This is a genomic window from Streptomyces sp. NPDC002870 (genome assembly GCF_042888505.1).
Lineage (GTDB): Bacteria > Actinomycetota > Actinomycetes > Streptomycetales > Streptomycetaceae > Streptomyces.
In genome coordinates this window covers 428,561-445,603 of record NZ_JBIAPW010000001.1, presented here as the reverse complement: position 1 = coordinate 445,603, position 17,043 = coordinate 428,561, and the positions used below count along the sequence as shown (strand labels likewise).

15 protein-coding genes are annotated in these 17,043 nt (G+C 71.2%); 11 read left to right on the top strand and 4 right to left on the bottom strand.

Translation table 11 applies throughout. From position 1 onward, the window contains the following. Nucleotides 1-52: 52 nt before the first annotated feature. Together ACFYWY_RS02005 and ACFYWY_RS02000 are read right to left on the bottom strand one after the other, a co-directional pair. The gene (locus ACFYWY_RS02005) at nucleotides 53-331 is read right to left on the bottom strand and encodes a hypothetical protein (RefSeq protein WP_389178137.1); all 279 of its coding nucleotides are present in this window, start codon (nucleotides 329-331) and stop codon (nucleotides 53-55) included. A gap of 9 nt (nucleotides 332-340) precedes the next feature. After that, complete coding sequence (locus ACFYWY_RS02000) at nucleotides 341-1,126, bottom strand: PspA/IM30 family protein (RefSeq protein WP_389178134.1); 786 nt, start codon at nucleotides 1,124-1,126, stop codon at nucleotides 341-343. Nucleotides 1,127-1,430: 304 nt separating this feature from the next. Between ACFYWY_RS02000 and ACFYWY_RS01995 the strand changes: the two genes are divergently transcribed. The 3 genes from ACFYWY_RS01995 to ACFYWY_RS01985 all read left to right on the top strand — a co-directional run bounded on the left by ACFYWY_RS01995 (nucleotide 1,431) and on the right by ACFYWY_RS01985 (nucleotide 4,718). Next, nucleotides 1,431-2,027, top strand: a complete 597-nt coding sequence (locus tag ACFYWY_RS01995) for a DUF3043 domain-containing protein (RefSeq protein WP_389178131.1) — start codon at nucleotides 1,431-1,433, stop codon at nucleotides 2,025-2,027. A 53-nt stretch (nucleotides 2,028-2,080) separates the two neighbouring features. Continuing rightward, a complete protein-coding gene (locus tag ACFYWY_RS01990) occupies nucleotides 2,081-2,815 on the top strand; it encodes a class I SAM-dependent methyltransferase (protein WP_389178128.1) in 735 nt (244 codons plus the stop codon). A gap of 172 nt (nucleotides 2,816-2,987) precedes the next feature. Further along, entirely contained in the window at nucleotides 2,988-4,718 is a 1,731-nt protein-coding gene (locus ACFYWY_RS01985; RefSeq protein WP_389178412.1) for an ABC transporter ATP-binding protein, read from the top strand. An 85-nt stretch (nucleotides 4,719-4,803) separates the two neighbouring features. Here the strand turns inward: ACFYWY_RS01985 and ACFYWY_RS01980 are convergent, their stop codons facing one another. Further along, nucleotides 4,804-5,013, bottom strand: coding sequence for a hypothetical protein (locus ACFYWY_RS01980; protein WP_389178125.1), 210 nt, complete (start codon nucleotides 5,011-5,013; stop codon nucleotides 4,804-4,806). A 91-nt stretch (nucleotides 5,014-5,104) separates the two neighbouring features. Here ACFYWY_RS01980 and ACFYWY_RS01975 point away from each other — a divergent pair, with 91 nt between their 5' ends. The 4 genes from ACFYWY_RS01975 to ACFYWY_RS01960 all read left to right on the top strand — a co-directional run bounded on the left by ACFYWY_RS01975 (nucleotide 5,105) and on the right by ACFYWY_RS01960 (nucleotide 10,050). Further along, the gene (locus tag ACFYWY_RS01975; RefSeq protein WP_389178122.1) at nucleotides 5,105-6,307 is read left to right on the top strand and encodes a bifunctional adenosylcobinamide kinase/adenosylcobinamide-phosphate guanylyltransferase; all 1,203 of its coding nucleotides are present in this window, start codon (nucleotides 5,105-5,107) and stop codon (nucleotides 6,305-6,307) included. 45 nt (nucleotides 6,308-6,352) lie between these two features. Beyond that, nucleotides 6,353-7,423, top strand: a complete 1,071-nt coding sequence (cobT, locus tag ACFYWY_RS01970) for a nicotinate-nucleotide--dimethylbenzimidazole phosphoribosyltransferase (protein ID WP_389178119.1) — start codon at nucleotides 6,353-6,355, stop codon at nucleotides 7,421-7,423. 84 nt (nucleotides 7,424-7,507) lie between these two features. Beyond that, nucleotides 7,508-9,349, top strand: a complete 1,842-nt coding sequence (locus ACFYWY_RS01965; RefSeq protein WP_389178116.1) for a phosphatidylglycerol lysyltransferase domain-containing protein — start codon at nucleotides 7,508-7,510, stop codon at nucleotides 9,347-9,349. After that, the gene (locus ACFYWY_RS01960) at nucleotides 9,346-10,050 is read left to right on the top strand and encodes a hypothetical protein (protein WP_389178114.1); all 705 of its coding nucleotides are present in this window, start codon (nucleotides 9,346-9,348) and stop codon (nucleotides 10,048-10,050) included. The genes ACFYWY_RS01965 and ACFYWY_RS01960 overlap by 4 nt, the downstream gene beginning before the upstream one ends. On the opposite strand, the gene ACFYWY_RS01955 is transcribed toward ACFYWY_RS01960, so the two are convergent. Then, entirely contained in the window at nucleotides 9,999-10,754 is a 756-nt protein-coding gene (locus ACFYWY_RS01955; RefSeq protein ID WP_389178111.1) for a hypothetical protein, read from the bottom strand. The genes ACFYWY_RS01960 and ACFYWY_RS01955 overlap by 52 nt on opposite strands. Before the next feature lie 73 nt (nucleotides 10,755-10,827). On the opposite strand from ACFYWY_RS01955, the gene ACFYWY_RS01950 reads away from it, so the two are divergent. The 4 genes from ACFYWY_RS01950 to sucB all read left to right on the top strand — a co-directional run bounded on the left by ACFYWY_RS01950 (nucleotide 10,828) and on the right by sucB (nucleotide 17,002). Then, complete coding sequence (locus ACFYWY_RS01950) at nucleotides 10,828-11,607, top strand: adenosylcobinamide-GDP ribazoletransferase (RefSeq protein ID WP_389178108.1); 780 nt, start codon at nucleotides 10,828-10,830, stop codon at nucleotides 11,605-11,607. Nucleotides 11,608-11,891: 284 nt separating this feature from the next. Then, on the top strand, nucleotides 11,892-13,457 hold the full coding sequence (locus ACFYWY_RS01945; protein WP_389178105.1) for a leucyl aminopeptidase: 1,566 nt from the start codon (nucleotides 11,892-11,894) through the stop codon (nucleotides 13,455-13,457). 281 nt (nucleotides 13,458-13,738) lie between these two features. Then, complete coding sequence (lpdA, locus tag ACFYWY_RS01940) at nucleotides 13,739-15,127, top strand: dihydrolipoyl dehydrogenase (protein ID WP_389178102.1); 1,389 nt, start codon at nucleotides 13,739-13,741, stop codon at nucleotides 15,125-15,127. Nucleotides 15,128-15,181: 54 nt separating this feature from the next. Further along, nucleotides 15,182-17,002, top strand: coding sequence for a 2-oxoglutarate dehydrogenase, E2 component, dihydrolipoamide succinyltransferase (sucB, locus tag ACFYWY_RS01935; RefSeq protein ID WP_389178099.1), 1,821 nt, complete (start codon nucleotides 15,182-15,184; stop codon nucleotides 17,000-17,002). The last annotated feature ends 41 nt before the right edge of the window (nucleotides 17,003-17,043 follow it).

Sequence of the window (17,043 nt, the reverse complement as noted above, 5' to 3'; positions counted from 1 at the left end):
CCCGTTCCGGACCGGCCGGAGCGGGGCGCCGCTGTCTGTTGGAGTGCGAGCGTCAGCCAGGGATCAGGCCGTCGTCGCCGAGCAACTGCCGTACGTCCTCGAGAGTCGCGTCCGGAGCCGGGAGGATCAGCTCGGACGGCTCCAGGGAGTCGTCCGGAAGCGGCTCGCCGAGCTCGCGGACCTTTTCCAGGAGCGCGTGGAGGGTCTGGCGAAATCCGGGGCCGTCGCCTCGCTCCATCTCGGCCAGCAGCTCGTCGTCCAGCTTGTTCAGTTCCCCGAAGTGGCTGTCCGCCAGCGTCAGCTGACCCTCCCCCATGATCCGTACGATCATGACGAGTCCCTACTGCTTGTCGAACTTGTGCGGGGTGTTCTGCTGGCCAGCGGCGTCCTGCTGCTCGGTCGTACCGCCTTCGATGGCCTGCTTCGAGGTCGAGCCGCCCGCGAGCTCGGCCTTCATCCTCTGCAGTTCCAGCTCCACGTCCGTACCACCGGAGATGCGGTCCAGTTCGGCGGCGATGTCGTCCTTGGCCATCCCGGACGGGTCGTCCAGGGCGCCGGAGGCGAGCAGCTCGTCGATCGCGCCGGCCCGGGCCTGCAGCTGGGCGGTCTTGTCCTCGGCCCGCTGGATGGCCAGGCCGACGTCGCCCATCTCCTCGGAGATGCCGGAGAAGGCCTCGCCGATCCGGGTCTGGGCCTGGGCCGCGGTGTAGGTGGCCTTGATGGTCTCCTTCTTCGTACGGAAGGCGTCGACCTTGGCCTGCAGCCGCTGGGCGGCGAGGGTGAGCTTCTCCTCCTCGCCCTGCAGCGTGTGGTGCTGCGTCTCCAGGTCGGTGACCTGCTGCTGGAGCGCGGCACGGCGGGACAGCGCCTCGCGCGCCAGGTCCTCGCGGCCGAGCGCCAGTGCCTTGCGGCCCTGGTCCTCCAGCTTGGTCGACTGTCCCTGCAACTGGTTCAGCTGCAGCTCGAGCCGCTTGCGGGAGGTCGCCACATCGGCGACTCCGCGGCGCACCTTCTGCAGCAGTTCCAGCTGCTTCTGGTACGAGTAATCGAGGGTCTCGCGCGGATCCTCGGCCCTGTCAAGGGCCTTGTTTGCCTTCGCGCGGAAGATCATCCCCATACGCTTCATGACACCGCTCATGGGCTTCGCGCGCCCCCTTCTGACGGACTCAGCTTCAGCACTCCAACAGAACCCACAGTACGGGCCCTGCATCCATTACCGCACTGTTCGAGCGCGGATGCGCTCCTCCCCAAGGACGACTGCTGAGGGCTTCGATCCGGCGCAAGGAGTAGGTGGCCGTCAGGGAAGCCGTGGGCAGCGTCCGCTCTGTCCGGCTTCCGCCGGGCTTCTGTCTCCTACAGACGCTCCATGTTGCGGGATCGTTCCCCGTCGGCGTTGGGCCGGCGCGTTCCACCCCGTACCCTTGGGCTTTGTGTTTGGTAGCCGTTCCAAGGAAGAGAAGTCCCCCACCGACAAGGTGCCGCTGGACCTCTCCAAGCAGCCCCGCGACCCCGAGGCCCCGAAGGGCCGCCCCACTCCCAAGCGGAGTGAGGCCCAGACCCAGCGCCGCCGTGCCTCCAGCGCGCCGGCCGACCGCAAGGAGGCGATGAAGCGCCAGCGGGAGGCCCGCCGTACGGATCTGGCGAGGCAGCGTGAGGCACTCGCCAGTGGCGACGAACGCTATCTGCCGGCCCGTGACAAGGGACCTGTCCGCCGGTTCGTGCGCGACTTCGTCGACTCGCGCTTCTGCATCGCGGAGTTCTTCCTGCCGCTCGCGGTGGTGATCCTGGTCCTGAGCATGGTCCGGGTGGGCTCCCTGCAGAACATCGCTCTGCTGCTCTGGCTCGGCGTGATCATCCTGATCATCGTCGACTCGGTCGGTCTGGCGATCCGTCTGAAGAAGCAGCTGAACCAGCGGTTCCCGGACGAGCCCAAGCGCGGCGCCGTCGCCTACGGCCTGATGCGTACGCTCCAGATGCGCCGACTGCGTCTGCCGAAGCCGCAGGTCAAGCGCGGAGAGCGGCCCTGAGCACGGTCGGTTTCGAGGGCGCTGCGGCGAGCTGGCTCAGTGGGCTCGGCGCGTTGCGCAACGCCGTCCGCCAAGAGCTCGTCGCCCGTCAGCTCGATGAGCAGATCGCCGCGCGCTACCCCGTCGGGCAGCGGCTGCGGATCCTCGACGTCGGCATGGGCCAGGGCACCCAGGCGCTGCGCCTGGCCCGGGCCGGGCACACGGTGACCGGTCTGGAGTCCGATTGCGACATGCTGAAGGCGGCCCGTGAGTCACTCGCCACCGAGCCGGCCGGGATCCGTGAACGGGTCCGGCTGATCGAGGGCGACGGCCGGGACACCGGGGTGCACTTCCTGCCCGGCAGCTTCGACGTGGTGCTCTGCCACGGGGTGCTGATGTATGTCCAGGAACCGGATGCGATGCTCGCGGGCCTGGCCAGGATGCTGGCGCCCGGGGGCCTGCTCTCCCTGCTCGTACGGAACGGGGACGCGCTGGCCATGCGGCCGGGTCTGGCAGGGGACTGGCCCGGGGCGCTGACCGCCTTCGACTCGGACACGTACACCAACCGGCTCGGGCTCGTGGTGCGGGCGGACCGGCTCGACGCGCTGACGGCGACGCTGGCGGGGATCGCGGCGCCGCTGCACGCCTGGTACGGGGTGCGGGTCTTCACCGACAACGTGCCGGACGAGGCCGAACTGCCCGCCGCCGACGAGCTGGAGCGGCTGCTGGCCGCGGAGGACCGCGCGGGGCGCACGGATCCGTACCGCCGGGTCGCGGCCCTGCTGCATCTGTGCGGCGTACGCGGCTGAGCGACTGAGCGACTGATTCGGGCAACCGCTCAGGTGTTCCGGGGGTTTTCGCGTCCTCACTGAGGTGACCACCGCAGAGGCCGCCGCGAAAACCGCAGACACCACCACACAGCCCGCTCAGACCCCAGAGACCGCAGACGCCACCGCCGGCGTCGACAAACCGCCCGTCAGACTGCCCGCCAGGGAGACCTGGCGGGCGCTGTACGCGCATTTCCGCCCGCACCGCTGGGTCGTCGCGCTCGGCGCCGCCCTCACCCTGGTCGGCACAGTCACCGGTCTCGCCCAGCCACTCGCCGCCAAGACCCTGGTCGACCGGCTCGGCGACGATCAGTCCATCACCGGGATCCTGGCGCTGCTCACCGCGCTGGTGGTGCTCGGCACGGCGATCGAGGCGGTCGGCGCGTACATCCTGGAGCGCACCGCCGAGTCCGTGGTGCTGGCCGCCCGCCGCACCCTGATCGGGCGGCTGCTGCGGCTGCGGCTGCCGGAGGTGGAGCGGACCCAGCCCGGCGATCTGATGTCCCGGGTCACCTCCGACACCACGCTGCTGCGTGCCGTCACCACCCAGTCGATCGTCTCGGCGGCGGCCGGCGGGCTCGCCTTCGTCGCCACGATCGTGATGATGGGGCTGATGGACCCGGTGCTGCTCGGCGTCACGCTGGGCGTGATCGTGCTGATCGGCGGCTGCGTCGGGCTGCTGATGCCGAAGATCGCCCAGGCGACGCAACGTTCCCAGGAGGCGGTCGGCCAGATCTCCACCGTGCTGGAGCGGGCCTTCGGGGCCTTCCGTACGGTCAAGGCGTCGGGGGCCGAGGAGCGTGAGGCGGCGGTCGTGTCGAAGGCGGCGCTGGAGGCGTGGCGGCACGGCATACGGTCCGCGAAGTGGCAGTCGGCGGCCTGGTCCTCGGTGGGCCTGGCCGTACAGGTGTCGTTCCTGGCGGTGCTGGGCATCGGCGGGGCGCGGGTCGCCTCCGGCGCGATCTCCGTATCGACGCTGGTGGCCTTCCTGCTCTTCCTCTTCTATCTGATCGACCCGGTGTCGCGACTCGTGGAGGCGGCCTCGCAGTACCAGGTGGGCTCGGCGGCCATCGCGCGGATCGTGGAGGCGGAACGGCTGGAGACGGAGACGCTGACGGCGCCGCGGGGGGACGCGGGAACGGGTCCGGCGTCGGTGGTCTTCGAGGACGTCGCTTTCCGCTACCGCGACGATCTTCCGTACGTCCATCACGGAGTCTCCTTCGAGGTGCCCGGCGCCGGGATGACGGCCTTCGTCGGCCCGTCCGGGGCGGGCAAGACGACAGTCTTCGGGCTGATCGAGCGGTTCTACGAGGCGACTGGCGGACGGATCCTCGTCGACGGCAAGGACGTACGGGACTGGCCGCTGGCCGATCTGCGCGCCGCGATCGGCTATGTCGAGCAGGACGCTCCTGTGCTGTCGGGGACGGTGCGGGAGAACCTGGTCTTCGCCGCGCCGGACGCGAGCGAGGAGCAGATCCGGGACGTTCTCGTACGGGCCAGGCTCGACGCGGTCGTGGAGCGGCTGCCGGAGGGACTGGAGACGGTGGTCGGGCACCGCGGCTCCAAGCTCTCGGGCGGCGAGCGGCAGCGGGTGGCGATCGCCCGTGCGCTGCTGCGGCGGCCCCGGCTGCTGCTCCTGGACGAGGCGACCTCTCAGCTGGACGCGGTCAACGAGATGGCGCTGCGCGATGTGGTCGCCGAGGTGGCCCGCGACGTGACGGTGCTGGTGGTGGCGCACCGGCTGTCGACGGTGACGCTGGCGGACCGGATCGTGGTGATGGACGCGGGGAAGGTACGGGCGGTGGGCACGCACGGCGAGCTGGTGGCGGCGGATCCGCTGTACGGGGAGCTGGCGGCGACTCAGTTCCTGGCGTCGGCTCCCTGATCGGAGGCGCCGGCGTCTTACAGACCGCCGCCCAGGGCCCGCGCCCCGCAGGCCCGGCGCGGACCCGCCCCTGCCCCCTACTCCCCTACGACTCGTTCGCCCGCAGGCTCATCGGGCCGTACACCTTCGTGCCGTCCTCCGACAGCACCACCTGTTCCGCGCCGCCCTCCAGCAAGTCCTTCCAGACCTCACCGATCCACGACTCCGCGTCGCCCTGCGTCGTGAACTCCTCCGGCTGCACCGCCGGCTGGACCTCCGTTCCGTCGGACTTCTCGAACCGCCACGTCCATGCCATGTCCGCCTCCCAGGGCCCACCAGTGATCTCTTTCCTGCCCGCAGCGTAGCCGGGCGCGCACGGCCAGCGGTGACGCGGGAGGATCGTGAGCGTGGAACTGACTCTGCTCGGCACCGGCGCCCCCGCCGGACTCCCCCGGCCCGACTGCCCTTGCGCCGCCTGTGCCACCGCGCGCGGGGCGTCCGCGCGGGCCGCCACCGCGTTGCTCGTGGACGGCGCCCTGCTGCTCGACCTCACCCCGGGCGCCGCCCTCGCCGCCGCGCGGGCCGGGCATTCGCTCGTCGGCGTACGGCAGGTGCTGCTCACACATCCGCACGACGGGCCCGCCGTGGATCTGCCCGCCGGGCTGCCCGCGGCCGGGCGGGTGCCGGACGGCCGGGAGCTGACGCTGATCAGCGGGCACCGGGTGCGGGCCATCCCGATGGATCAGCCGGGCACGGGGTACGAGGTGACGTCCCCGGAGGGCGAGCGACTGCTCTATCTGCCGCCGGGCGCCTCGCCGGCCGGCCTCGCGGAGGGCCGCGCGGCGTACGACATGGTCGTCGCCGATGTCGTCGGACGGCCCGACGCGATCGCCCGGCTGCGCGCCACCGGCGCGATCGGCGCGACCACCGACGTCATCGCCGTGCACATCGACCACGACGTCGCCGGCGGCGGTCCCGATCTGGGCCGACGGCTCGCCGCCGCGGGCGCGCGGGCCGTACCGGACGGGACGACGCTGATCGTCGGCGAGTACCACGCCGTGCCCGACATCCCCCGCCGCACCCTCGTCACCGGCGGCGCCCGCTCGGGCAAGTCCCTGGAGGCCGAGCGCAGGCTGGAGACCTTCCCCGAGGTGCTGTACGTCGCGACGGGCGGCCACCGCGAGGGGGACACCGAGTGGGCCGGCCGGATCTCCCTGCACCGCGAGCGGCGTCCGGGCTCGTGGCGTACGAGCGAGACCTGCGATCTGGTACCCATTCTCGCCGAGGAGGGACCGCCGGTGCTGATCGACTGTCTCTCGCTGTGGCTGACCGACGCGATGGACCGGGTGGGCGCTTGGGACGACGCCACGTGGGCGGCGGGCGGCGATCGCGCGCTGCGTGAGCGGGTCGCCGAACTCGTCGCCGCGGTACGGCAGACCACGCGCACCGTGGTCGCGGTGACCAACGAGGTCGGCAGCGGCGTCGTGCCGGCCACCGCCTCCGGGCGCCGCTTCCGCGACGAACTGGGCCGTCTCAACGCCGCCTTCGCCGCCGAGTGCGAACACGTCCTGCTGGTCGTCGCAGGCCAGGCCCTCGTGCTGCGCAGCTGACAGGCGCTGCCGTACCGCGACACCGCTGCCGGTACTGTTCGGCGAATGAGCAGGCTGAATCTCGATGACTTCTCCGACCTGATCGAGCGCCCCGACAGCGGCGTGCGGAATGACGCCGAAGAGCGGCGGGAGCGGCTGACCGTCCCGCCCGGCGCCCTCGGCCGACTCGACGAGCTGGGCGAGTGGCTCTCGGCCGCGCAGGCCTCCGTGCCGGTCAAGGCCATCGAGCAGCCGCGTGTGGTGCTGTTCGCCGGTGATCACGGGGTGGCCGAACTGGGCGTCTCCGGCCGGGAGTCCGGCACCGCGCACGAATTGGTGCGCGCCACGCTGGACGGCGCGAGCCCGGTCGCCGTGCTGGCCCGCCGGATGGGCGTGCCGGTGCGGATCGTCGACGCGGGGCTCGACTGCGACCCGGGGCTGCTGCCGGACGAGGTGGTACGCCACCGGGTGCGGCGCGGCAGCGGACGTATCGACATCGAGGACGCGCTGACGATCGAGGAGACCGAAGCGGCCGTACGCCTGGGCATGGCGATCGCCGACGAGGCGGCCGACTCGGGCACCGACCTGGTCGTACTCGGGGATCTGAGCGTCGGCGGCACCACGCCCGCTTCGACGCTGATCGCCGCGCTGTGCGGCACGGACGCCTCTGTGGTGACCGGCCGCGGCGGCGCGGGCATCGACGATCTGGCCTGGATGCGCAAGTGCGCGGTGATCCGTGACGCGTTGCGGCGCGCCCGGCCGGTGCTCGGCGATCAGCTGGAGATGCTGGCCGCGGTGGGCGGCGCGGATCTGGCCGCGACGACGGGTTTCCTGCTGCAGAGCGCCGTACGCCGGATGCCGGTGATCCTCGACGGAGTCGTATCGGCGGCGTGTGCGCTGGTCGGGCAGCGTGCGGCGTTCCGCGCGCCGGACTGGTGGCTGGCGGGCCAGGTGAGCGGCGAACCGGCGCAGACGAAGGCGCTCGACCGCATGGCGCTCAACCCACTGCTCGACCATGGCGTCACTGTTGGCGAAGGAACCGGGGCACTGCTCGCGCTCCCCCTCGTCCAGGCGGCGGCCGCGCTCGCGGCCGAACTGCCGGAGCGCACGGAGCCGGTGAAGAGCGACACGGACTGACGGGCCCGCCGGTGCTGCCGCCCCCGACCAGGCGGCCGCACCCTCGCCCACCATGACGCGTGATGCCCCATATCATCGCGTTTCATGGGAGAGGTCCGTTTGTCCACCGAAGAGGCGAGTCCGAGTACAAGTACCGGCCCAAGTACGAGCGCGAGTACGGGTACCGGTACGGGCACGGGCACGGGCACCGGCACCGGCCGCAGCACCGTCCGCTCACGACGCGGCGCGGCATTCGCCGTCTGGTATCTGCGCGCCGTGACGTTCGTCAACCTCCTGAGCGCCGTCTGGGTCTCCCTCGGCCAGGATCTCCGGCGGCACAACATCGATGACTACTTCACGCCGTACCTGCTCACGGCGGGCTTCGCGTCCGGAGCCTTCACGCTCTTCCTGGCCATCACCATGCGCCGCCGCAAGCGAGCCGCCTGGATCCTCAACTCCGTACTGGCCGGGCTCTTTCTGCTGCTCTTCGCCCTCGCGATCGCCGTCGACCCGGACGTCCGTGAGCACGCGCAGAACTGGATCTCGCTCGTCCTGACGGCCGCCTTCGTACTGGCCCTGGCGCTCGGGCGGCGGGAGTTCTACGCGAAGGGCGACCGCGCCAACCCCAAGCTGGCCGCGGCCGTGGCGGCGGGCGGGCTGCTCGTCACCTCACTGCTCGCCGCGATACTCGTCACCGTCACCGACACCTCGGCCGGCCACTCCACCTTCCCGGAACGCTGGCGCTACGGCGTGATGCGATTGGTGTCGCTGGCCGCCGACGACGTCCCCTTCGCCGGGATCAGCACACCCGGCTGGGTCAACGTCACCATCAACGTCCTCTCCACCCTGCTGCTGCTCGCCGTGCTGTATGCGGCGTTCCGCTCCCGCCGGGCCGTCGACCCGCTCACCGAGGGCGACGAGGAGAGACTGCGCGCGCTACTCGCACGCCACGGCGACCGGGACTCGCTCGGCTACTTCGCGCTGCGCCGCGAGAAGAGCGTCGTCTGGTCCCCGACCGGGAAGGCCGCCGTGGCCTACCGCGTGGTGGGCGGGGTCTCGCTGGCGTCCGGCGACCCGATCGGCGACCCGGAGGCCTGGCCCGGCGCGATCGACCCATGGCTGGCCGAGGCGCGTGAACACGGCTGGATCCCGGCCGTGATGGGGGCGAGCGAGGAAGCGGGCACCATCTACGCGCGGCACGGCCTGGACGCGCTGGAGCTGGGCGACGAGGCGATCGTGGAGACCGACGAGTTCACCCTGGACGGGCGCGCGATGCGGACCGTGCGCCAGGCCTACAACCGGGTCGGGCGCGCCGGGTACGAGGTACGGATCCGCCGCCACGAGGAGATCCCGCAGAGGGAGATGGACGTACTGCTCCGGCGCGCCGACGACTGGCGCGACGGAGCCACAGAGCGCGGCTTCTCGATGGCTCTGGGGCGGCTCGGCGATGCCGCGGACGGCCGCTGCGTGATGCTCGAATGCACGGACGGCGAGGGCGGGTTGCGGGCGGTGCTGAGCTTTGTGCCGTGGGGGCCGAAGGGGCTCTCGCTCGATCTGATGCGGCGTGACCGGGACTCCGAGAACGGCCTGATGGAGTTCATGGTCATCGAACTCCTGCAGCGTGCCGAGGAGATCGGGATCACGCAGGTGTCGTTGAACTTCGCGATGTTCAGGTCGGTCTTCGAACGTGGCTCGAAGCTCGGCGCGGGCCCCGTGCTGAGGCTGTGGCGCTCGCTCCTCAGCTTCTTCTCCCGCTGGTGGCAGATCGAGTCCCTCTATCGCGCGAACGCCAAGTACCGGCCCATCTGGGAGCCACGTTTCCTGCTCTTCGAGAAGAGCGCCGACCTGCTGCGCATCGGTCTCGCGGCGGGCCGCGCCGAGGGCTTCCTGGAGGCGCCCGGGCTGCCCAAGTGGGTGCACCGCAGACATCTGGAGACCAGGCGTTGAACACGGTGAGCGCCTTCGCACGCCGCGAGTGGGGGCCGCTGTACGCGACCCTGCGGGAGGCGCTCGTCACCAAGAAGTGGCGGGCCGTTCCGATGACGCTCGGGGCGGTCTGCCTCACGGCGCTCTTCCAGCTGGTGCAGAACCGGTCCTGGGGCTTCGGCCCGGTCCACGACATCGGCTTCGTCAAGGCCGAGGACCCGCTCTGGGTGGCCCTTCTGCGCACCCCGCTGTCGCTGTTCGTTCCGGCGCTGGATCTGCCGGTGTGGGGTGCGCTGGCGCAGGTGCTGCTGGTGTTCGGGATCGCGGAGATCTGTCTGGGCCGCCGGCGGACGCTGGTGATCGCGTACGTGTCGACGCTGGCCGGCACGACGTACGCACGGATCGGCATTGCGCTCGGCCCCGACGGGTTCTTCGGGCTGCCCGCCTCGGACGCCCAGGTCGTCGACACCGGCCCGTCGGCGGCGGTGGTCGGCCTCGCGCTCTTCGTCTGCCGGCGCTACCGGGCCTGGCTCACGGCGGCGCTGGTGATCGTGTCGATGGTGGTCGAGGTGCTGGTCAAGAACAACCTCGCTGGCAAGGAGCATCTGGCGGCGATCGCGGCTGTGCTCCTGGTGTGCGCGCTCTCGGAGGTGCGGCAGCGGCGCATGCGTCAGCGTTTGCGCACGGGCAGCCGGTCGGGGGCGCCGCCGATCAGGTCCTGAAACTTGCGCCGTGGTCCGACCCAGCGGCGGTCGTGGCGGAAGGAGCGCAGCCGGGCCCTGGCGCGGGCCTTGGGCCGCTTGCGGTAGAAGCGGCGGGCCCACGGAGAGCCGGGCCGGGCCAGCCGTACCGCCCCGAGGATCGCCAGGAACGGCAGCAGAACGCTGATGAGGGCCATCCGTGGCTTGCCCTTGAAGAGCACGACGAGCACAAGGAGGAAGTTGATCGCCAGCGTAGCGATCAGTGCGGCGCGGTTCTGGCGTTCGTCGGGGGTCATTTGATTGACGCCGAGCGGTGCGAAGCCACTGAGGACCAGCATCGCCAAGGCCGCGGCGAGCACCACGACCTCCACGCTCTGACGGCCCTGCTCGGTCCAGTAGACGTCGTCGAGATGGAGGATGAGCGCGAACTCGTCCAGTACGAGGCCCGCGCCGATCCCGAAGATGACCGCGCAGACCGCCGCGCCAGGGCCCTGCCGGGCGCTGCCGACCGCCCCGAATCCGCCGATCACGATCAGGATGACGCCGGGGACCACGTGGTGGATGTGCATGCCGCCGGGCGTGACGTTCTTGAACGGCCCTCTGCCCGCCCTGATCAGCCGGGTGATCGTACGGGTCACCAGGAAGGTGAGGATGAAGGAGGCCAGCGCGAGCAGCATCGGGAGCTTCCCCGGCTCGAGGATGTTGCGATAAAACCAGTGACCCATCCCATGCCACCCGCTCCCGATATGCGCGATATGCGCAATTTACCGTCACTCCGGCCGGGCTACCCTTCGCGCGATGATTCCTCTGGACGGCATACGTTTCGCGTTCGGCACCCTGACCGTGCTTCCGGTCCGCGTCACCCGCTGGGACCGTGCCGCGGCCCGCGCCGGAATGCTGTGCGCGCCACTGGCCGGGCTGGTCGTCGGCCTGTTCGCCGCGGGCGCCGGCGGGCTGCTGACGCTGCTCGGCTCCGGCCCGCTGCTCGCCGCGGCGGCCACGGTCGCCGTCCCGGCCGCGCTCACCCGCGGCCTCCATCTGGACGGCCTCGCCGACACGGCCGACGGCCTGGGCAGCGCAAAGCCCGCTGAGGACGCGCTGCGCATCATGAAGCAGTCGGACATCGGGCCGTTCGGGGTCATCACGCTGCTGTTCGTGCTCCTCGCCCAGGTCGCGGCGGTGGCCGAGCTGTACGCAGAGGGCTGGACGTACGGAGCGGTGGGCGCCGCGGTCTCGGGCGTGACCGCCCGCCTCGCCCTCACCCTCGCCTCGCGTACGGGCATCCCGGCGGCCCGCCCCGAAGGCCTCGGCGCGGCGGTCGCCCAAGTCGTTCCCGTACGCACCGGGCTCGCCGTCGCCGCCCTGGTCACCGCGGTCTGTGCGGCGGCGGGCACGCTGTTCGGCGGATTCGGAGCGATGCACAACGCGCTGGCGGTCCTGGCCGGCCTCGGCGCGGCACAACTGCTGCTGCGCCACTGCGTACGCCGCTTCGGCGGGGTGACGGGCGACGTGTTCGGCGCGCTCGCCGAGACGGCGGCGACGGTGTGCCTCGTCGCGCTGGTGCTGGGCCGTGCTTGATCGTTCCGTCAAGCGTTGTCGTTCAGGCCCACGGCCGGCCCGCCGTCGTGGGCGAGGGGGCCCAGCAGGCGGTTGCAGCGGAGCTGCTCGCATGCGGTGATGGGGCAGCGGGTGGGGTTGGCGCACGCGTCCATGTTGTCGCCACGGAGTCGTCGCCACGGACGAGTGAACCGCCGCCGCCGTGAGCGATACATGTGACCGCGCGTAGGCTCTTGTCCGGCGTGGGGTGTCGATCCACCCCCTTCTACGGCCCCGGAACTCAACGGAAGCGAGATTTCACCACCGTGACTGCTCTCACTCTCAGCACTGCCGGCGCGGCGACGCTGCGCGCCGACGCCCTCGTGGTCGGCGTCGCGAAGGGCGCCAAGGGCCCGGTCGTCGCGCCCGGCGCCGAGGCCGTGGACAAGGCGTTCGACGGAAAGCTCGCCTCCGTTCTCGAGACCCTCGGCGCCACCGGTGCCGAGGGTGAGGTGACCAAGCTCCCCGCCCCTTCGGGGCTCAAGGCCCCAGTCGTCCTCGCGGTCGGCCTCGGCGCGGTGCCGGAGAAGGACGAGGCGTACGACGCCGAGACGCTGCGGCGTGCGGCGGGCGCCGCGGCCCGTGCGCTGAACGGCTCGAAGAAGGCCGCGTTCGCTCTGCCGGTCGAGGCGGCCGAGGACGCGGAGGCCATCGCCGAGGGCGCACTCCTCGGTGCGTACGCCTTCACCGCCTACCAGGGCAACAACAAGGACACGAAGGACTCCAAGAACGCTGGGGCCACCCAGGCCACCGGCTCCCGGGCAGGCGCGAAGCAGCCGCTCGGCGAGGTCGCCCTGATCGGCGCCAAGCCGCGCGACAAGGCGCACAAGGCCGCGGCCGAGCGCGCGATCGCGCTGACCGAGGAGATCAACCGCGCCCGCGACCTGGTCAACACCCCGCCGAACGACCTCTTTCCCGAGTCCTTCGCCGCCGTCGCCACCGCCGCCGGCAAGGAGCACGGCATCAGGGTGCAGGTGCTCGACGAGAAGGCCCTCGCCAAGGGCGGCTTCGGCGGCATCCTCGGCGTCGGCCAGGGCTCGGCCCACGGCCCGCGCCTGGTGAAGCTCGCCTACACCCACCCCAAGGCGGAGAAGACGCTGGCCCTTGTCGGCAAGGGCATCACCTACGACTCGGGCGGCATCTCGCTCAAGCCCGCCGGTCACAACGAGACGATGAAGTGCGACATGAGCGGCGCCGCCGCTGTGTTCGCCGCCGTCGTCACCGCGGCCCGCCTCGGCCTGAGGGTGAACGTCACCGGCTGGCTGGCGCTCGCCGAGAACATGCCGTCCGGCACCGCCACCCGCCCCGGCGACGTCCTTCGCATGTACAGCGGCAAGACGGTCGAGGTGCTCAACACCGACGCCGAGGGCCGTCTGGTGCTGGCCGACGCGCTGTGGAAGGCCTCCGAGGAGAAGCCGGACGCCATCGTGGACGTCGCGACGCTGACCGGCGCGATGGTGCTCGCTCTCGGCAACCGCACCTTCGGCATCATGTCCAACGACGACGCTTTCCGTACCTCCATCCACGAGATCGCAGAGGAGGTCGGCGAGCAGTCCTGGCCGATGCCGCTCCCGGCCGAGCTGCGCAAGGGCATGGACTCCCCGACCGCCGACATCTCCAACATGGGTGAGCGGATGGGCGGCGGCTTGGTGGCCGGTCTCTTCCTGAAGGAGTTCGTGGGCGAGGGCATCACCTGGGCGCACCTGGACATCGCGGGCCCGGCTTTCCACGAGGGTGCGCCGTACGGCTACACCCCCAAGGGCGGCACCGGCTCCGCGGTCCGCACCCTGGTCAAGCTCGCCGAGCGCACCGCCGCCGGCGACCTGGGCTGAGGCTTTTCTCTCCGTACGGCCCCGGGCATACGTCCGGGGCCGTCCGTGTTGTTAGGTTCGCCTTCAACGGAATCCGTACGTTCGTACGGGCCAGTAACCCCTCGGGACGGTCGACCGGCCGCCCCAGACCCCGGCCCCGCGTCCCGCCTCCCGTCAACAAGTGCGAAGATGGGTTCTCGGCAGGACAGGGCCCCACCACAGGGCCGAAGAAACAGCGGCCGAACACCAGCCGCCGCCCGGTCGAGGACCGGCGCCCGGCGCACATGCATGGAGGACGTGACGTGGCGAACGACGCCAGCACCGTTTTCGACCTAGTGATCCTCGGCGGTGGTAGCGGCGGTTACGCTGCGGCGCTGCGTGGAGCTCAGCTGGGCCTGGACGTCGCCCTGATCGAGAAGGGCAAGGTCGGCGGCACCTGCCTGCACAACGGATGCATCCCCACGAAGGCTCTGCTGCACGCCGGCGAGATCGCCGACCAGGCTCGTGAGGCCGACCAGTTCGGCGTCAAGGCCACCTTCGAGGGCATCGACATCGAAGCCGTCCACAAGTACAAGGACGAGGTGATCTCGGGCCTGTACAAGGGACTCCAGGGTCTGATCGCCTCCCGCAAGGTCACCTACATCGAGGGTGAGGGCCGGCTGTCCTCCCCCACCTCCGTCGACGTCAACGGCCAGCGCGTCCAGGGCCGTCATGTCCTCCTCGCCACCGGCTCCGTACCGAAGTCGCTGCCGGGCCTGGAGATCGACGGCAACCGCATCATCTCCTCGGACCACGCGCTGAATCTGGACCGCGTCCCGCAGTCCGCGATCGTGCTGGGCGGCGGCGTCATCGGCGTCGAGTTCGCCTCGGCGTGGAAGTCCTTCGGCTCCGAAGTCACCGTCATCGAGGGCCTGAAGCACCTGGTGCCGGTCGAGGACGAGAACAGCTCGAAGCTTCTTGAGCGCGCGTTCCGCAAGCGCGGCATCAAGTTCAACCTGGGCACCTTCTTCGAGAAGGTCGAGTACACCGCCGAGGGTGTGCGGGTCACCCTCGCGGACGGCAAGGCCTTCGAGGCCGAGGTGCTTCTGGTCGCCGTCGGCCGCGGGCCCGTCTCCGCCGGTCTCGGCTACGACGAACAGGGTGTCGCGATGGACCGCGGCTATGTCCTGGTCGACGAGTACATGCGGACGAACGTGCCCACCGTCTCGGCGGTCGGCGACCTCGTCCCCACGCTCCAGCTCGCGCACGTCGGCTTCGCCGAGGGCATCCTGGTGGCAGAGCGGCTGGCCGGTCTGAAGACTGTTCCGATCGACTACGACGGCGTGCCCCGGGTGACGTACTGCCACCCCGAGGTCGCCTCCGTGGGCATCACCGAGGCGAAGGCCAAGGAGATCTACGGCGCGGACAAGGTCGTCGCCCTGAAGTACAACCTCGCGGGCAATGGCAAGAGCAAGATCCTGAAGACCGCGGGCGAGATCAAGCTCGTCCAGGTCAAGGATGGTGCCGTGGTCGGCGTCCACATGGTCGGTGACCGTATGGGCGAGCAGGTCGGCGAAGCTCAGCTGATCTACAACTGGGAGGCTCTGCCGGCCGAGGTCGCGCAGCTCATCCACGCGCACCCGACGCAGAGTGAGGCGCTCGGCGAGGCCCATCTGGCACTCGCGGGCAAGCCCCTGCACTCCCACGACTGAGCCCCCGCGGGCCCGACGACCATTTCCGCACATCCGTTAGGAGCAACTGAAACCATGTCGGTTTCCGTAACCCTTCCGGCGCTCGGCGAGAGCGTCACCGAGGGCACTGTCACCCGCTGGCTGAAGGCCGAGGGCGAGCGAGTCGAGGCCGACGAGCCGCTGCTCGAGGTGTCGACCGACAAGGTCGACACCGAGATCCCGGCCCCGGCCGCGGGCATCCTCGCGTCCATCAAGGTCGCAGAGGACGAGACCGTCGAGGTCGGCGCCGAGCTGGCGGTCATCGACGACGGCACCGGTACCGCTGCTGCGGCTCCGGCACCCGCAGCGGCCGAGGCCCCGGCCGCGGCTGCCCCGGCACCCGCAGCTCCGGCCCCGGCCGCAGAGGCACCCGCGGCCCCGGCGCCCGCCCCGGCCGCCGAGCCCGCTCCGGCGGCTGCCCCCGCGGGCGGCGCCACCGGCACGGACGTCGTTCTCCCCGCGCTGGGCGAGAGCGTCACCGAAGGCACCGTCACCCGCTGGCTCAAGGAGGTCGGCGAGACCGTCGAGGCCGACGAGCCGCTGCTCGAGGTCTCCACGGACAAGGTCGACACCGAGATCCCGGCCCCGGCTTCCGGTGTGCTGCTGGAGATCGTGGTCGGCGAGGACGAGACCGCGGAGGTCGGCGCCAAGCTGGCCGTGATCGGCGCCCCGGGTGCCGCTCCGGCTGCGGCTCCCGCGCCCGCCGCCCCGGCCCCGGCCCCCGCCGCCGCTGCTGCTCCGGCTCCGGCTCCGGCCGCCCCTGCGGCTCCCGCGGCCCCGGCCGCGCCTGCTGCTCCGGCCGCCGCTGCTCCGGCTCCGGCTCCGGCGGCTCCCGCTCCGGTCGCCGCGCCCGCTCCGGCTCCGGCCGCCCCGGCGCCCGTCACCCCGGCCCCGGCTGCTCCGGCCGCCCCCGCCGCCGGTGACGCCGGTGACGCCTACGTGACCCCCCTGGTCCGTAAGCTCGCCGCCGAGAACGGCGTGGACCTGTCCACGGTCAAGGGCACCGGCGTCGGTGGCCGAATCCGCAAGCAGGACGTCATCGCCGCCGCGGAGGCCGCCAAGGCTGCCGCGGCCGCTCCGGCACCGGCCGCCGCCTTGAAGGCTCCGGGCGGTGTTTCGGTCGAGCCGTCCCCGCTGCGCGGTCAGACCGTCAAGATGACCCGGATGCGCAAGGTCATCGGCGACAACATGATGAAGGCCCTGCACGGCCAGGCGCAGCTGACCTCGGTCGTCGAGGTCGACATCACCAAGCTGATGAAGCTGCGCGCCAAGGCCAAGGACACCTTCGCCGCCCGTGAGGGCGTCAAGCTGTCCCCGATGCCGTTCTTCGTCAAGGCCGCGGCCCAGGCGCTGAAGGCCCACCCGGTCATCAACGCCCGGATCAACGAGGACGAAGGCACCATCACGTACTTCGACTCGGAGAACATCGGCATCGCCGTGGACTCCGAGAAGGGTCTGATGACGCCGGTCATCAAGGGCGCGGGCGACCTGAACCTCGCCGGCATCGCCAAGAAGACCGCGGAGCTCGCGGGAGCCGTACGCTCCAGCAAGATCACCCCGGACGACCTGGCTGGCGCGACCTTCACCATCAGCAACACCGGTTCGCGTGGTGCGCTGTTCGACACGATCATCGTGCCGCCGAACCAGGCCGCCATCCTGGGCATCGGCGCCACCGTCAAGCGCCCGGTGGTCGTCAACCACCCGGATCTCGGCGAGACCATCGCCATCCGCGACATGACGTACGTCGCGCTCTCCTACGACCACCGTCTGGTGGACGGTGCCGACGCCGCCCGCTACCTGACGCACGTCAAGGCGATCCTGGAGGCCGGCGAGTTCGAGGTCGAGCTCGGCCTGTAAGGCTCCAGCACTGTGGGTGTGCCCCCGTCCGGTCCGCCGGA

Excerpts from the sequence above, each read along its gene's own strand:
- ACFYWY_RS02005 (WP_389178137.1), bottom strand. The coding sequence starts at position 331 with ATGATCGTACGGATCATGGGGGAGGGTCAGCTGACGCTGGCGGACAGC.
- ACFYWY_RS02000 (WP_389178134.1), bottom strand. The coding sequence starts at position 1,126 with ATGAAGCGTATGGGGATGATCTTCCGCGCGAAGGCAAACAAGGCCCTT.
- ACFYWY_RS01980 (WP_389178125.1), bottom strand. The coding sequence starts at position 5,013 with ATGGCATGGACGTGGCGGTTCGAGAAGTCCGACGGAACGGAGGTCCAG.
- cobT (WP_389178119.1), top strand. The coding sequence starts at position 6,353 with ATGAGCAGGCTGAATCTCGATGACTTCTCCGACCTGATCGAGCGCCCC.
- ACFYWY_RS01965 (WP_389178116.1), top strand. The coding sequence starts at position 7,508 with ATGGGAGAGGTCCGTTTGTCCACCGAAGAGGCGAGTCCGAGTACAAGT.
- ACFYWY_RS01955 (WP_389178111.1), bottom strand. The coding sequence starts at position 10,754 with ATGGGTCACTGGTTTTATCGCAACATCCTCGAGCCGGGGAAGCTCCCG.
- ACFYWY_RS01950 (WP_389178108.1), top strand. The coding sequence starts at position 10,828 with ATGATTCCTCTGGACGGCATACGTTTCGCGTTCGGCACCCTGACCGTG.
- sucB (WP_389178099.1), top strand. The coding sequence starts at position 15,182 with ATGTCGGTTTCCGTAACCCTTCCGGCGCTCGGCGAGAGCGTCACCGAG.